Origin of the sequence: Mycobacterium timonense (assembly GCF_025821985.1) — a bacterium.
Lineage (GTDB): Bacteria > Actinomycetota > Actinomycetes > Mycobacteriales > Mycobacteriaceae > Mycobacterium > Mycobacterium avium.
In genome coordinates, this window is the sequence record NZ_JACKSY010000100.1 from 20,899 (window position 1) to 36,122 (window position 15,224).

General features: G+C 71.0%; 14 protein-coding genes and 1 pseudogene. 7 read left to right on the forward strand and 8 right to left on the reverse strand.

Features of this window, described 5'->3' with window-relative positions:
• The first annotated feature begins 21 nt into the window (after positions 1-21).
• Positions 22-1,602, forward strand: a complete 1,581-nt coding sequence (locus tag H7I87_RS22120; RefSeq protein ID WP_011723627.1) for an HNH endonuclease signature motif containing protein — start codon at positions 22-24, stop codon at positions 1,600-1,602.
• Between the two features lie 9 nt (positions 1,603-1,611).
• Here H7I87_RS22120 and H7I87_RS22125 read toward each other — a convergent pair whose 3' ends face one another.
• Entirely contained in the window at positions 1,612-2,877 is a 1,266-nt protein-coding gene (locus tag H7I87_RS22125) for a PPE family protein (protein ID WP_011723626.1), read from the reverse strand.
• Between the two features lie 9 nt (positions 2,878-2,886).
• Positions 2,887-3,187, reverse strand: a pseudogene (locus H7I87_RS22130) (PE family protein).
• A gap of 316 nt (positions 3,188-3,503) precedes the next feature.
• On the opposite strand from H7I87_RS22130, the gene H7I87_RS22135 reads away from it, so the two are divergent.
• Positions 3,504-4,253 carry an SIMPL domain-containing protein gene (locus tag H7I87_RS22135; RefSeq protein WP_011723624.1) on the forward strand — a complete coding sequence of 250 codons (750 nt, stop codon included), beginning with the start codon at positions 3,504-3,506 and terminating at the stop codon, positions 4,251-4,253.
• 7 nt (positions 4,254-4,260) lie between these two features.
• On the opposite strand, the gene hpt is transcribed toward H7I87_RS22135, so the two are convergent.
• The 4 genes from hpt to dacB are packed head-to-tail and all read right to left on the reverse strand — an operon-like array spanning position 4,261 to position 8,319.
• Entirely contained in the window at positions 4,261-4,917 is a 657-nt protein-coding gene (hpt, locus tag H7I87_RS22140; protein ID WP_085988233.1) for a hypoxanthine phosphoribosyltransferase, read from the reverse strand.
• Positions 4,918-4,922: 5 nt separating this feature from the next.
• Positions 4,923-5,885 (reverse strand): tRNA lysidine(34) synthetase TilS, encoded by a 963-nt coding sequence (tilS, locus tag H7I87_RS22145; RefSeq protein WP_011723623.1) that lies wholly within the window; start codon positions 5,883-5,885, stop codon positions 4,923-4,925.
• Positions 5,864-6,937 carry an Rv3626c family coenzyme F420 biosynthesis-associated protein gene (locus H7I87_RS22150; RefSeq protein WP_011723622.1) on the reverse strand — a complete coding sequence of 358 codons (1,074 nt, stop codon included), beginning with the start codon at positions 6,935-6,937 and terminating at the stop codon, positions 5,864-5,866. Before H7I87_RS22150 ends, tilS begins: the two co-directional genes overlap by 22 nt.
• Positions 6,934-8,319, reverse strand: a complete 1,386-nt coding sequence (gene dacB / locus H7I87_RS22155; protein ID WP_010948859.1) for a D-alanyl-D-alanine carboxypeptidase/D-alanyl-D-alanine endopeptidase — start codon at positions 8,317-8,319, stop codon at positions 6,934-6,936. The genes H7I87_RS22150 and dacB overlap by 4 nt, the downstream gene beginning before the upstream one ends.
• Before the next feature lie 121 nt (positions 8,320-8,440).
• Between dacB and H7I87_RS22160 the strand changes: the two genes are divergently transcribed.
• Positions 8,441-8,929, forward strand: a complete 489-nt coding sequence (locus tag H7I87_RS22160) for an inorganic diphosphatase (RefSeq protein WP_009974729.1) — start codon at positions 8,441-8,443, stop codon at positions 8,927-8,929.
• Here the strand turns inward: H7I87_RS22160 and H7I87_RS22165 are convergent.
• Positions 8,910-9,998: a DUF475 domain-containing protein gene (locus H7I87_RS22165; protein ID WP_011723621.1), complete on the reverse strand. Its 1,089-nt coding sequence runs from the start codon at positions 9,996-9,998 to the stop codon at positions 8,910-8,912. The two genes, H7I87_RS22160 and H7I87_RS22165, sit on opposite strands and share 20 nt — an antisense overlap.
• A 127-nt stretch (positions 9,999-10,125) precedes the next feature.
• Between H7I87_RS22165 and H7I87_RS22170 the strand changes: the two genes are divergently transcribed.
• The 3 genes from H7I87_RS22170 to H7I87_RS22180 are packed head-to-tail and all read left to right on the forward strand — an operon-like array spanning position 10,126 to position 12,451.
• Entirely contained in the window at positions 10,126-11,376 is a 1,251-nt protein-coding gene (locus H7I87_RS22170; protein ID WP_009974726.1) for a hypothetical protein, read from the forward strand.
• Positions 11,377-11,411: 35 nt separating this feature from the next.
• Positions 11,412-12,113, forward strand: a complete 702-nt coding sequence (gene ppgS, locus H7I87_RS22175) for a polyprenyl-phospho-N-acetylgalactosaminyl synthase PpgS (protein ID WP_003873265.1) — start codon at positions 11,412-11,414, stop codon at positions 12,111-12,113.
• Complete coding sequence (locus H7I87_RS22180; protein ID WP_003873266.1) at positions 12,110-12,451, forward strand: DUF2304 domain-containing protein; 342 nt, start codon at positions 12,110-12,112, stop codon at positions 12,449-12,451. The genes ppgS and H7I87_RS22180 overlap by 4 nt, the downstream gene beginning before the upstream one ends.
• On the opposite strand, the gene H7I87_RS22185 is transcribed toward H7I87_RS22180, so the two are convergent.
• Positions 12,448-13,389 (reverse strand): NAD-dependent epimerase/dehydratase family protein, encoded by a 942-nt coding sequence (locus H7I87_RS22185; protein ID WP_011723619.1) that lies wholly within the window; start codon positions 13,387-13,389, stop codon positions 12,448-12,450. The genes H7I87_RS22180 and H7I87_RS22185 overlap by 4 nt on opposite strands.
• On the opposite strand from H7I87_RS22185, the gene H7I87_RS22190 reads away from it, so the two are divergent.
• Positions 13,355-15,172 (forward strand): hypothetical protein, encoded by a 1,818-nt coding sequence (locus tag H7I87_RS22190; RefSeq protein ID WP_085989538.1) that lies wholly within the window; start codon positions 13,355-13,357, stop codon positions 15,170-15,172. The two genes, H7I87_RS22185 and H7I87_RS22190, sit on opposite strands and share 35 nt — an antisense overlap.
• Positions 15,173-15,224: the final 52 nt, after the last annotated feature.

Consider the following 15,224-nt stretch of genomic DNA (forward strand, 5'->3'; position numbering starts at 1 on the left):
CGGGGTGCTACACTCGAACACATGTTCGAGTCGAGCCCGGATCCGGCTGCGCTGGTGGCGGTGATCGAGTCCACCCATCGCGAGGAGTCGATGCTGGTGGCGCGCCGGTTCGCGGCCGTGGCGGCATTGCTTCGCCACCGGGTGGCCACCGCCGACCGCCCTGAGCCGGAGTATGCGGAGATCGACGGCTTCGAGCAGACCGCCGCCGAGGTGGCCGCGGCGATGAACCTCTCCGCGGCGGCAGCCAGCTACCTGGTGTCCTACGCCGAGACGCTCGACACCAGGCTGCCGGAGGTGGCGGCGCTGCTCGCCGAGGGCCGAACCGATTGGCGCACAGTACGATTGATCATCACCCGCACCAGTCTGGTCACCGACGCGGAATTGATCGCCAAGCTTGACCGGTCGCTCGCCGCCCGCATCGGCAACTGGCACGGCTGGTCGCGGCAGCGGATCGTCAACGCCGTCGACGCCGCCGTGCGCACCGCCGATCCCGACGCCGCGCGCGAGCGCCGGCTGGCCGCCGAAGAGGACCGGCACATCGGGATCAGCGCCGCGGAGAACGGGATGGCCGAGGTGCACGGCTCGGTCGCCGCCGCCGCGGCGACGGCGTTCGACCGGCGGTTGTCCCAACTCGCCAAGCAGGTATGCCCGGCGGATCCCCGGACGCTGGATCAGCGCCGCGCCGACGCGTTGGCCGCGCTGGCCGAGGGCCGCCGATTGCCCTGCGCCTGTGGACAACCCGACTGCCCGGCTCGAACCGGCAACCAGAATGCAGACGACCGGACCGGGGCGCGGGTGGTCATCAACGTGGTGGCCAGCGACCGAACCGTATACGCCGATGGCGCCGAGCCGGGCTACCTGGAAGGTTACGGCGTCATCGACGCCGACCAGGTGCGCCGACTGGCGGCGGCCGCGCACCTGCTCGTCGCCAATCCCGCGACCAGCCCGGCGGCGGCCCTGCGCTACCAGCCGTCGGCGGCGCTGGAGCGGGCCGTTCGGTGCCGGGATCTCACCTGCCGCTTCCCCGGATGCAGCCGTCCGGCGGTGATCTGTGACCTCGACCATTCCGTGCCGTTCAACCATCAGAATCCCGTGGCCGGCGGGTGGACGGTGCTGGAGAACCTCAAATGCCTGTGCCGCCAACATCATCGGCTCAAAACCTTCGGCGGGTGGCGCGACAGGCAACTGGCCGACGGCACCGTGGTCTGGACCTCGCCGACCGGACGAGCGTACCGGACGTCGCCCGCGGGGGCCGACCTGTTCGCCCAGCCGCGCGGTCCGGCACGCGCGGCCCCGACACCCAACCGGCGAAGCAGATCGAAACAGCGAAACGGCCGGATCATGCGGGCGCGCAAGCACAATCGTGAGCAGCGTCCGATCAACGAGGCCCGGATCCGGCTGGAGCAGGCCCGGCAGCGCGAGATCGCGGACCGGAAGTTCCGAAATCACATGCGCGACATGCTTTTCCTGTTCAAGGGCGCGCCAAGCACCAGCCCCTTCTGCGCCTGGGTCAACGATCCCCGGGAGCCGGAGGAACTGCCGCCGGACTGGGTGCCCGACGAGCCGGCGTATCAGCCGCTGCCCGACGACCCGCCCTTCTGATCCGCCGGATCATCCTCCGGCCGGCGGTTGAGCGATGACCGTGGGTTTGAAACCGTAACGGGGAACGACGAAGTGGGCACCCGCGCCGCGGCCCGCGGCACCGGCGGGCATCATCGGCACCCCGCCCACCGCGCTGGCGGCGTGCTCGGCGGCGCCGGCTGTCGTGGCCCCGTTGAGCGCCACGGCGACCGAGGGCGGGGTGGGGGCCGCGCTCGCCCACGAAGCCGGGACCGACAACCCGCCGATCGATGCCGCCTTGCCGACCGACCCGCCGATCGAGCCCAGCGAGCCCAACGAGCCCAGGCCGGCGCCCGGGACGGCCGCGGGCAGGACCGCTTCGGCGGCTTTGGCCACGCCCTCGCCGGCGGACTTGGCGGCGGGCATCATGCCCTGGGCAATTCCCTGGATGTCCTTGAACGAGGTGGTGAACAGTCGCGTCGGCGAGATCAACCGAATGAACGCGTCGAAAGGCGTGCTGGCGTCCAGGGTTTGCGACCCGGTCAGCCCCTCCAGCAGATCGCCCAGCGGACCCCCGATGACGAGCCCGTCGCCCTCGGGATTCAGGCTGATCCCGCCCAGCGAGAACCCTGGATTGGCCGCCGGCGGATTGTTGGTCCCCGCGGCCAGCGTGGACATGGATTGCGGCGCCGCGCCGAGTCCTTGGGCGCTGTCACCGGCGCCGGTCCCGGCCGCCTGCGCCGTCGCGGCGGCCTGACGGGCCAGCCCCGCCGGGTCGGTTGCGGGTTTCGCCGGCTCGAACGGTGGCAGCGTCGACGCCGCGGCCGACGCGAGCGCATACCCGTACATGGCCGCGGCGTCCTGAGCCCACATTTCGCCGTATTGCGCCTCGACGTCCGCGATGGCCGGGGTGTTCTGGCCGAGGAAGTTGGTGGCCAGCAACTGCAGCAGCAGCGCACGGTTGGCCGCGATCACCGGTGGGGGCACCGTCTCGGCGAAGGCCGTCTCATAGGCGCTCACCGCCGCGAGGGCCTGACCGGCGGCGAGCTCCGCCCGTCCGGCGGTGCCGCTGAGCCACGCCAGCTGCGGCGCCGCCGCGGCCATCATCGACGACGCGGCCGGCCCCTGCCACCCGGCGTCGCCCACGCCGGTGATCACCGACCCGAAGGACGCTGCGGCGGAACGTAATTCGGCGGCCAGGCCGTTCCAGGCCGCCGCAGCGGCCAGCAGCGGCCCCGCGCCGGGTCCGGAATACATCAGCCCGGAGTTGATCTCCGGCGGAAGCTGCGCGAAATCCAGCTGCCCGAAGTTCAGCATCGTGCTTCCTCAGCCGACCGCGGCGGTGTTGGCGATCTCGGCGGCGGCATACGAACCGGCGCTGATGCCAAGGGTTGTCGCGAACTGGTCGCGCAGCTGCGCGGCCTGCGCACTGACCTCCTGGAAGGCCAGCCCGTGCCGGGAGAACCGCGCCGCCGTCACCAGCGACACCACATCGGCGGCGGCCGGAGCCAACGCCGTCGTCGGCGTGACCGCGGGCCGAATTGCTCTGCAGCACAGCGGCATTGATGCCATGCAGCTCCCGGGCCGCCGCATCCAATATTTCCGGGCGCACCATCAGAAATGACATGACCCCTCCTCAAAACCCGTTCAGCCGAACACTTTTCGGCTACCGGCTGGACACGTTAGGTCAGTCGCGTCCAGTGAGAACAGCCCCAATAGACCCAATTCATGGCCGATTCGGCAACTGTTCACTTAGCTGGACCGCGCTGCTGCGACTTTTGGATTTGTCATGAATAGCCCTGTATTCCAATATGTTTGGAGTCATATATGTCCTTATATGAGTCGCGCACGCCGCCCCAACCCGGTTTGCCGGCGGCGGCGGCACCACGCGGGGGTGACGTCCAAGCAAACCGGACGACGCCGCGGCGGCTAAGGTGCCAGACATGCCGGTCGCAACGAACGCCCCGAAGTGTGTCCGCTCAGCGATCGCGGCGGCCGCCGCCGGGCTGGCCGTCGTCGCGATCTCGGCGTGCGACAAGCACGGTCCGCCGCCGTCCGGCGCCGCGCCCCGGCAGGTGACAGTGGTGGGTTCCGGCCAGGTCCAGGGCGTTCCGGACACCCTGACCGCCGACGTCGGCATCGAGTTCACCGCGCCCGATGTCACCACCGCGATGAACCAGACCAACGAGCGTCAGCAGGCCGTCATCAACGCGCTGGTCGGCGCGGGCATCGACCACAAGGACATCAGCACCACCGAGGTCGCGCTGACACCCCAGTACAGCAACCCCGAGGCCGGCGGCAGCGCCGCGATCACCGGCTATCGCGCCAGCAACGCCGTCGCCGTCAAGATCCACCCGCCCGACGCCGCGTCGCGGCTGCTGGCGCTCATCCTCGGCACCGGCGGCGACGCCACCCGGATCCGGTCGGTCAGCTACTCCATCGCCGACGATTCGCAGCTGGTCAAGGACGCCCGCACCCGCGCGTTCAACGACGCCAAAAGCCGCGCCGAGCAGTACGCCCAGCTGTCCGGTCTGCACCTGGGCAAGGTGCTGTCCATCTCGGAGGCGACGGGCAACGCCCCGCCACCCGGCGGCCCGCCACCGTCGCCGCGCGCGATGCCGATGGCGGTGCCGCTGGAACCGGGCCAGCAGACGGTGAAGTTCACCGTCACCGCGTCCTGGGAGCTGGACTGAGCGGGAGCTACTGCTGGTAGACCCTGGGGTCCAGGGTGCCGATGTAGGACAGGTCGCGGTAGCGCTCGTCGTAGTCGAGGCCGTATCCCACCACGAAGTCGTTGGGGATGTCGAACCCCACGTAGGCGATGTCGACGTGGGCGCCCCTGGCGTCGGGCTTGCGCAGCAGCGTGCACACCCGCAGCGACCGGGGATGACGGGTGCTCAGGTTGCGCAGCAGCCAGGACAGCGTCAGCCCCGAGTCCACTACGTCCTCGACGATCAGCACGTCGCGGCCCTGGATGTCACGGTCCAGGTCCTTGAGGATGCGCACCACGCCCGACGACGACGTCGACGACCCGTAGGAGCTGACGGCCATGAATTCGAACTGGGTGGGCAGCGGAATCGCGCGGGCCAGGTCGGTGACGAAGATCACAGCGCCCTTGAGCACGGTGATCAGCAGCAGGTCCTGTCCGGTCTCGGCCGCGGCGTCGCGGTAGTTGTCCCCGATTTCGCGGCCGAGTTCGGCGATGCGGGCCTGAATTTGCTCCGCCGTCAGCAGGACAGACTTGATATCCCCGGGGTACAGCTCCGCGGGCTGGGCGGGGGTGATCGCCGAGGAGATCTGGGCCACGCCCACAGCGTGCCACGCCGGCGGGCGAATAACCAACGGCGGCTCCGGCATTGCGGTTAACGGACCGGCTCGCGCCACAGCGTCAACACGCCGTCGCGGCGCCCCGCGAACAGCCGCTCGCCGGGCTGCGACGACCCGACCGCCACCCCGCCCTGACCGCGCCAGGCGGTGATCAGGTTGTCCACCCCGCGAATCTGCTTGTCGGTCAATCCGGTTGCACCGCCGGCCAGCAGCCAGGCCCGGATCACCCGGCGCCGCACGGGCGCGTCCAGCCCGGCCAGCGCCGCCACCTGCAGCCCCGCCCCGGCCTGGGCGGCGGGCAGCGCCCGCTCGGCCAGCGCGTCGAGCACCTCGTTGTCCTCGCGCAGCGCCGTCGCGGTGCGGGCCAGCGCCTCGGCCACGCCGCCGCCGAGCACCTCTTCCAGCAGCGGCAGCACCTCGGCGCGCAGCCTGGCGCGGGTGAACCGGCGGTCGCTGTTGTGCGGGTCCTGCCACGCCGTCAGGCCCAACTCCGCGCATGCCGCGTGCGTCACCGCGCGCCGCTGCCCGAGCAGCGGCCGGCACCACGGCGGATCGTGGGGACGCATGCCCGCGATCGAGCGCACCCCCGACCCGCGGCCGAGCCCCAACAGCACCGTCTCGGCCTGATCGTCGAGGGTGTGACCCAACAGCACCGGCCCGTCGCGGTGCGCGGCCAGCGCCGCGTAGCGGGCCCGCCGCGCCGCCGCCTCCGGGCCGCCCTCGCCGTCGACGTGAACCGAAATGACTTGCGCCGCAACACAACCCAACGCAATGGCCTGGGCCCGGGCGGTTTGCGCGACGGCGGCCGAGTCCGGTTGAAGGCCGTGGTCGACGATCACCGCGGTGGTGGGCCGCAGCCGGGCCGCCACGGCGGTGAGCGCCAGCGAATCCGGGCCGCCGGACAGCGCCACGCACCAGCGTTCGACCGCACCGAGGTGGGCCGTGCTGAACGCCTCGACCGCGGTGCGCAGCCGGTCTAGAGCACCCGGTCGATCCATCGCTGGGGCTCTTCGATTTCGACGGGCAGCGGCAGCGTTTCGGGCCCCGTCCAAACGGCGTTGAACCGCGCCATGCCGACCCGGCCCACCACCTGGTCGACGAACGCCTTGCCCCGGGTGTACTGGCTGAGTTTGGCGTCGAGCCCCAGCAGGGCGCGCAGCAACCGCTGCAGCGGCGGCTGCTTGCGGTGCCGGCGCTCGTCGAAGCGGCGGCGGATGGTGGCCACCGACGGCACCGCCATCGGGCCGACGGCGTCCATCACGTGGTCGGCGTGGCCTTCCAGCAGGGTGCCCAGCACCAGCAGCTGGTCCAGGGCCTGGCGCTGGGGCTCGGACTGCACGGCCCGCACCAGCCCGAGGATCCCGGTCGAGTTCGCGTCGGCCTGTGACGCCGTATTGCCGCGGTTGCGCGCGTAGTCGGCGAGCCGGCTCAGCACCTGCCCGAGGTCGTCGCCGGTGTCGCGGGTCAGCAGGGCCAGCGCCTGCGACATGTAGCCGGGCAACCAGGGGTTGGCGGTGAACTGGACGCGATGGGTGACCTCGTGCAGGCAGACCCACAGCCGGAAATCGGACGGCTCGATCCGCAGCTGCCGCTCGACGGCGATGACGTTGGGGTAGACCAGCAGCAGGCAACCCGCGCCGGCCCCCCGGTCGGTGGCGAACGGGTCGTACTGGCCGAGGATCCCCGACGACACGTAGGCCAGCACCGCGCCGGTCTGCGCGCCGGTGACCCGGCCGGTGAGGAATCCGCGCGGCCGCTCGGTGCCGTTCATCATCACCCGCATCGACTCCGCCGCCGCGGCGATCCACTCCGGGCGGTCGACGATGCGGGCGGCGGGCACCCGGCCGTCGTCGGCGCCGTCGGTGAGCAGGCCGGTGACCTGGCGCACCAACGGCTCGGCCTTGGTCGCGGCGCCGGCGAGTTCGTCGATCACCTGGCGGCGGGTGTAGTCGGTGGACGGTGGGCCGGGCCGGGCCAGCCGCCGGCCGACGGTGGCCGCGAATCGCCAGTCGACGGCGGTACCCAGCGTCAGATCGGGCGCCGGCGTCATGAGCACCCGCAGAACCAGAGCCGGGTGGCCAGCGCGTCCATCGCGTTGCGGCCGTTGGGGCCGGCATCGTTGGAGATGAACGCGAACGTCAGCACCCGCCCGCTGCGGTCGGTGAGCACGCCGGCCAGCGCGTTGATGGCGGTCAGCGAGCCGGTCTTGGCGCGCAGCCAGCCGGCCGGGCCCTGGTTGGTCGAGGCGTCGGTGAACCGGTCGCCCAGGGTGCCGCTGCCGGCGGCGATCGGCAGCAAATCCAGCAGCGCCCGCAGCGCCGGCTGGTCCGGCCCGGCGGCGGCCTGCAGCACGCCGTCGAGCGTCTTGGCGGTCAGCCGGTCGTCGACCGACAGCCCGCTGGAATCCATCAGCGTCGCGCCGGCGGTGTCGACGTGGGCGGTGCTGAGCCGGTTGGTGACCGCGTCGGCCGCACCCGCGAAGCTGCGCGGCCGGTTGATGGCCGCCGCGACCTCCCGGGCGATGCACTCGGCCAGCACGTTGTCGGAGTGGTCCATCATCTCCGACAGCCGCTGCACCAGCGGCGCCGACTGCACGACGGCCAGCTGCCGCGCCCCGGACGGCGCCGTCGCGACGGTCACCGCGTTGGGGTCCAACCCCAGCGCCTTGGCCAGCTCCCGGCCCGCGTCCAGCGCCGGTGTGCGGGTGCGGCGGGAGTTGACCGTGGTGGGCTGGATGCGTCCGGCGTCGATCATCACCGACTCGATCGGCGCGATGTCGCCGTTGTCCACGTCGGAGGGATCCCAGCCCTGCGCCATCGTCGGCCCGCTGAACGCCGAGGTGTCCACCTGCACCGCGGTCGGCGTCACCCCGCTGCGGCGGATCTGCTCGACCAGGTCGCTGATCCGGGCCGCGCCCCGATACCAGGTCGGCTGCCCGGGCGGGGCCGCCGACAGCACCGGGTCGCCCGCACCCACCAGCACGACGGGCCCCTGCGCGTTCTGGCTGCCGGCCACCACCCGGGTGCTGATCCGGGCCTGCCGGTCCAGGGTCAGCAGCGCCGCCGCGGCGGTCAGCACCTTGTTGGTGGACGCCGGCACCAACGGCATGTCGTCGGCCACCTGCCACAGCTCTTTGCCGGTGATGGCGTCGGTGATCCGGCCGCCCAGCCGGCCCAGGTTGGGATCGGCAGCCACCGGCGCCAGCGCGGCGCTCACCCCGGGTCCGGTGGGTAGCTCGGCGGTGTCGCTGACCGGCAGCATGCCCGGCTTGACCGTGGGTGCATGCGGAGCCGGTATCGGGGCGTGCGCGTTGCCCGCGCCGTGCCCGGTCGTGGTGAAAAACGTTGCCGCAACCACCACGGCAGCGACGAACGCCAGCACGCCCAACCCGATGAACACTGGGGTGGATTTCTGCCAGCGAGTACGGGCCATCACTCTCCTGACTGTCTGCACGCCATTCTGCCGAATCGGCGCCGCCGGGCTCGACTAGGGTGTAGCAGAGCAAAATTGGCCTGCCTTCCCAGACTGCCTACCCAGACAAGGAGCCGACGCGGTGGAATTCGACGTGACCATCGAGATCCTCAAGGGCCAGCGGAACAAATACGAGGTTGACCACGAGACCGGTCGGCTGCGCCTGGACCGCTACCTGTACACCGCGATGGCCTACCCGACCGACTACGGCTTCATCGAGGACACCCTGGGTGAGGACGGCGACCCGCTGGACGCGATGGTGCTGCTGCCGCAGTCGGTGTTCCCCGGGGTGATCGTCGAGGCGCGCCCGGTCGGCATGTTCCGGATGACCGACGAGAAGGGCGGCGACGACAAGGTGCTGTGCGTGCCGGCCGGCGACCACCGCTGGGAGCACATCCAGGACATCGGCGACGTCCCGGAGTTCGAGCTCGACGTGATCAAGCACTTCTTCGTGCACTACAAGGACCTGGAGCCGGGCAAGTTCGTCAAGGCCGCGGACTGGGTCGGCCGCGCCGAGGCCGAGGCCGAGGTGCAGCGGTCGATCGAACGGTTCAAGGCCCAGGGGCACTAGCCCGCCCGGATTCGCGGCGGCGCCGCAGCACGCTGAAGCCCACCGCCGTTCCGATGAAGAACACCCCGACCGACGCGGTCACCGGCTCGGGAACGGTCAGCCGCGGCTCGATGGACGCCAGCATGATCACCGCCAGCGCGCCGATCGCCCAGTGCGCGCCGTGTTCCAGGTACACGTAGCGGTCCAGCGTTTCCTGGTGCACCAGGTAGATGGTGATCGACCGGACGAACATCGCGCCCACCACGCCCAGCCCCAGCACGATGACGACCGGGTCCGAGGTGATCGCGAACGCGCCGGTGACCCCGTCGAACGAGAAGGCGGCGTCGAGCACCTCCAGATAGAGGAACAGACTCAGCCCGGCCCAGCCGGTCGCCGGGCCTGCCGGTTGCGGTTGCCCCACCCCGGACGGCCGAAACGCCCGGCTCAAACCGTTGACCACCAGGTAGGCGACCATGCCCAGCAGTCCGGCGGTCAGCACCGTCACCGCCTCCTGGCTGGAGTGCGTCAACCCGGTGCCGACCAGCACCAGCGTCAGGCCGCTCAGCACCACCGACACCTGACCCAGCCGCCCGATGCGGGCGAACGGAACCTCAATCCACTTGAGCCACTTGATATCTCGATCGATTAGCAGGAAGTCCAAGAACAGCATCAGCAAGAAGATGCCGCCGAACGCGGCGATCTGGGGATGGGCGGCGGTGAGCAGCTTCTGGTAGCTGGGCGAGCCGTCGGGAAATTCCAGCGCGCCGTGCGGGGGCGGGCGCAGCGCCAACTCGAGCGCGCGCACCGGGTCGAGGCCCGCGGTCGCCCACACGATCAGCAACGGGAACAGCAGCCGCATCCCGAACACGGCGACCAGGATCCCGATCGTCAGGAACATCCGCTGCCAGAACCGGCTCATCTGCTTGAGCACCGCGGCGTTGATGACGGCGTTGTCGAAGGACAGCGACACCTCGAGGGCCGCCAGCACCAGCAGCAGGTACAGACTCTTGGGGCCGCCGTAGGCGTATCCGAGGACCAGGGCCGCCGCGGTGACCAACAGCGAGACCCCGAAGGTGCGCAAAGCGGGCACTGCGATCCTTTCCGGCCGCCGCCCACCCTAACCAACACCGATCGCCGCCGCGGCGCACGCTGTGGGCCGCTTACTATTTTCAAATTGTGGCGATACCTCGGGGCAGCGGGCCGAAAGCGCCGCCCCGATGACCGAGATCAGTGCCTCGCAGGGGCCGGTGGCGCGCGGCAGCATGGCCCGGGTCGGGACCGCCACGGCCGTCACGGCACTGTGCGGATACGCGGTGATCTACCTGGCCGCCCGCGACCTGGCGCCGAGCGGCTTTTCGGTGTTCGGGGTGTTCTGGGGGGCTTTCGGGCTGGTCACCGGCGCGGCCAACGGGCTGCTGCAGGAGACCACCCGGGAAGTCCGGGTGATGCCCTACCTCGAGGTCGCACCGGTCAAGCGCACCCATCCGTTGCGGGTCGCCATGCTGCTCGGGGCGGCCGCGGCCGTCGTGATCGCCGGCAGCTCGCCGTTGTGGAGCGGCCGGGTGTTCGTCGAGGCGCGGCCGCTGTCGGTGCTGCTGCTGTCCGTGGGGCTGGCCGGGTTCTGCGTGCACGCCACCCTGCTGGGCATGCTGGCCGGCACCAACGAGTGGACCCGCTACGGCGCGCTGATGGTGACCGACGCCGTCATCCGGGTGATGGTGGCCGCGGCCACCGTGGTGCTGGGTTGGCGCCTGGTCGGCTTCTTGTGGGCGACGGTCGCCGGCGCGGTCGCGTGGCTGATCCTGCTGGCGGCCTCGCCCGCCACCCGCGCCACCGCGCGGCTGCTGACCCCGGGCGGCACCGCGACGTTCCTGCGCGGCGCCGCGCATTCGATCACCGCCGCGGGCGCCAGCGCCATCCTGGTGATGGGGTTTCCGGTGCTGCTGAAGCTGACCAGCGCCGAGCTCGGCGCGCAGGGCGGGGTGATCATCCTCGCCGTCACGCTGACCCGCGCGCCGCTGCTGGTGCCGCTGACGGCCATGCAGGGCAACCTGATTGCGCATTTCGTCGACGAGCGCAGCGACCGGGTTCGGGCGCTGATCGGCCCGGCGGCCATCGTCGGGGCGATCGGCGCGGTCGGAGTGCTGGCCGCGGGCGTGCTGGGCCCGTGGGTGTTACGGGTCGCCTTCGGCCCGCAGTACCAGGCCGGCAGCGCGCTGCTGGCCTGGCTGACCGCGGCGGCGGTGGCCATCGCGATGCTCACCCTGACCGGCGCGGCCGCGGTGGCCGCCGCGCTGCACCGGGCCTACGCGCTGGGGTGGGTGGGCGCCACGGTCGCATCGGGATTGCTGCTGGCGCTGCCGTTGTCGCTGCAGACCCGGACCGTGGTCGGGCTGTTGTGCGGGCCGCTGGTGGGTATCGGCGTGCATCTGGTGGCGTTGTCGCGCGCCGCGCGCCTAACCGGCTGATCCGACCTGCACCGGCGTGTACCTTGTGGGCTTAGATGGGTACTGACACGCATTATTCGGCCGTCTGGGTCGTGATTCCCGCCTTCAACGAAGCCGCCGTCATCGGCGAGGTGATAGCCGATGTGCGTTCGGTATTCGACAACGTCGTCTGCGTGGACGACGGCAGCACCGACGACACCGGCGAGATCGCCCGGCGGGCCGGGGCGCATCTGGTGCGCCATCCGATCAACCTCGGGCAGGGCGCGGCCATTCAGACCGGGGTCGAGTACGCCCGCCGGCAGCCAGGCGCCCAGGTCTTCGCCACCTTCGACGCCGACGGCCAGCACCGGGTCAAAGACCTGGCCGCGATGGTCAACCGGCTGCGGGTCGGTGACGTCGATGTCGTCATCGGCACCCGGTTCGGCACCCGGCAGGGGGCCCGGCCGCCGTTGGTGAAGCGCATGGTGTTGCAGACCGCGGCACGGCTGAGCCGGCGCGGCCGCCGGCTCGGCCTGACCGACACCAACAACGGGCTGCGGGTGTTCAACAAGAAGGTCGCCGACGGGCTGGACATCACCATGAGCGGCATGAGCCACGCCAACGAGTTCGTCATGCTGATCGACGAAAACCATTGGCGCGTGGTCGAAGAACCCATCGAGGTGCTCTACACCGAGTACTCGAGGTCGAAGGGCCAACCGCTGCTCAACGGGGTGAACATCATTTTCGACGGATTTCTGCGAGGAAGGATTCCACGATGAACTGGATCCAGGTGCTGCTGATCGGATCCATTGTGGCGCTGCTGGTTTACCTGCTGCGCTCGCGGCGCAACGCCCGATCCCGGGCCTGGGTCAAGGTCGGCTACGTGGTGTTCGTGCTGGCCGGTATCTATGCCGTGCTGCGGCCCGACGACACCACCGTGGTGGCGAACTGGTTCGGGGTGCGCCGCGGCACAGACCTGATGCTCTACGCGCTGGTGATGGCGTTCTGCTTCACCACGCTCAGCACCTATATGCGGTTCAAGGACCTGGAGCTGCGCTACGCGCGCCTGGCCCGGGCGGTCGCGCTGGAATCCGCGCTGCCGCCCGACCCGAACTAGTTGTGCTGGTTGCGGAAGTACTCGACCGTGCGGGCCACCCCCTGCTGCAGGCCGACCTTCGGTTGCCAGCCCAAAACCCTTGCGGCTAAGCCGATATCGAGGCAGGACCGCTTCAGGTCGCCGAGCCGCGGCGGGTGGAACTCCGGGTCGTCGGGTCCCCCGACGGCGGCCGCGACGGCCGAATGCAGTTGCCGGTCCGAGGTTTCGACGCCGGTGCCGATGTTGAAGCGCTGGCCGCCGCCGGCGTCCCCGGATGCCTTGACGAAGGCGTCCACCACGTCGTCGACGAAAACGTAGTCGCGGGTGTTGGTGCCGTCCCCGAAAACCTTGGTGGGCTTGCCCGACAGCAGCGCCTGGGCGAAGATCGCCACCACACCGGCCTCGCCGTGCGGATCCTGGCGCGGCCCATAGACATTGGCCGGCGCGATGTGCGAGCAGTCCAGGCCGTAGAGGTGGCGGAAGGTGTTCAGGTAGATCTCGCCGGCCACCTTGCCCGCGGCATACGGCGAGGCCGGGTCGGTGGGCACCGTCTCGGGGGTGGGATAGGTCGGCGGGGTGCCGTAGATGGAGCCGCCGGAGGAGGTGTGCACGATCTTGCGCACGCCCGTGCGGCGCGCGGCCTCGGCCAGCCGCACGGTGCCGATGACGTTGACCGAGGCGTCGAATTGCGGGTCGGCCACCGAGTGCCGCACGTCGATCTGGGCGGCCAGGTGGAACACCACCTCCGGGCGGTGTTCGTCGAGGATGGCCTCCAGGTCGGCGGTCACGATGTCGGCCTCGACGAACACGTGCGCCGGGTTGCCGACCAGATGCTCGAGGTTGCTCGCGCGGCCGGACGCGAAGTTGTCCAGCCCCACCACCGTGTGACCGTCGGCCAGGAGGCGGTCGACTAGCGTCGAGCCGATGAATCCGGCTGCCCCGGTAACCAGTGCGCGCACCGGCCCACCATACATAGCCCTGGCGGCCGCCGCGCTCGTCGTGGTGCAGCTGGCGGTGCGCGCGGTGCTGGCGTTCGGCGGCTACTTCTATTGGGACGACCTGATCCTGATCGGCAAGGCCGGCACCCACAACCTGCTGGCGCCGTCGTATCTGTTCGACGACCACGACGGGCACCTCATGCCGGGGGCATTCCTGCTCGCCGGCACCATCATCCGGGCCGCGCCGCTGGACTGGACCTGGCCGGCGGTCAGCCTGCTGGTGCTGCAGCTGCTGGCGTCGCTGGCGTTGTTGCGCGCGCTGCACGTGATCCTGGGCTGGCGGCCGGTGCTGCTGATCCCGTTTACGTTCGCCTTGTTCACCCCGCTGGCGGTGCCCGGGTTCGCGTGGTGGGCGGCGGCGCTGAATTCGCTGCCGCTACTGGCGGCGCTGGCCTGGGTGTGCGGCGACGCGATCCTGCTGGTGCGCACCGGGAACCGGCGTTACGCGCTGACCGGGGTGCTGGTCTACCTCGGCGGGCTGCTGTTCTTCGAGAAGTCCGCGGTGATCCCGTTCGTGGCGTTCGCGGTGGCCGCGCTGCTGCGTCATGTGGCGGGCGACGCCGGACCGGGATCCGCGCTGCGCGCGGTGTGGCGGGCCGGCCTGCGGCTGTGGGTGCCGTCGCTGGCGTTGACCGCCGCCTGGGTGGGGCTGTACCTGGCCGTGGTCAACCAGCGGCGGTGGAGTTCGGACGTGGTGATGACGGGCCGGCTGCTGGTGCGCTCGATCACGCACGGGATAGTGCCGGGGCTGGCCGGCGGGCCGTGGCACTGGGACCGCTGGGCGCCGGCCTCGCCGTGGGCCACGCCGCCGCCGCTGGTGATGGCGCTCGGCTGGCTGGCGCTGGCCGGCGTGCTGGCGGTGTCGCTGCTTCGCAAGCGGCGGATCGGGCCGGTGTGGCTGACCGCGGCCGGCTACGCGGTGGCCTGCCAGGTGCCGATCTATCTGATGCGGTCGTCCAAGCAGACCGCGCTGGAACTCGCCCAGACGCTGCGGTATCTGCCGGATCTCGTCGTCGTGCTGGCGCTGCTGGCCGCCGTCGCGTTGTGCGCCCCGAACCGGCCCGCCGGGCCGCGCTGGTTGGACGCCTCACCGAAACGCACGATAGTCGCGTGCGGTTTGGCGGCGCTGTTTTTGGCCAGCAGCCTGTACTCGACGGCCACGTTCCTGACCAGCTGGCGCGACAACCCCGCCCAGCCCTATCTGCGCAACGCCCGGGCCGCGCTGGCGGCGGCGCATGCGGCCAGCGACGCGCCGCTGCTGGACCAGGAGGTCGATCCGCTGGTGCTGCAACGGGTGGCCGCGCCGGAGAACCTGGCCAGCCACCTGTTCGCGCTGCTCCGCGACAGGCCCGAATTCGCTTCGGCGACAACGCAATTGCGAATGCTGGACAGCTCGGGGCGGCTGATCAGGGCGCGGGTGACCTGGGTGCGCACCATCACGCCGGGGCCGATGCCGCAGTGCGGGTATTTCGCGCAGCCGGACCGACCGGCCCGCCTGGTCCTGGACGGCCCGCTGCTGCCGGCCGACTGGACGGTCGAGCTGAACTACCTGGCCAACAGCGACGGATCGATGACGTTGTCGATGACGCAGGGCCCCCCGGTCAAGGTGCCGGTGCATCCGGGGCTCAACCGCGTCTTCGCCCGGCTGCCCGGCGCCGGGGACGCGATCACGGTGCGGGCCAACACCACCGCGCTGGCGCTGTGCCTCGCGTCGGGCCCGGTCGGGTTTCTGGCCCCGGCGTGAGCGCCTCGCCCGCCGCCGTCACGCTGGCGTGACGCTCGGCGCCGACGGTCAC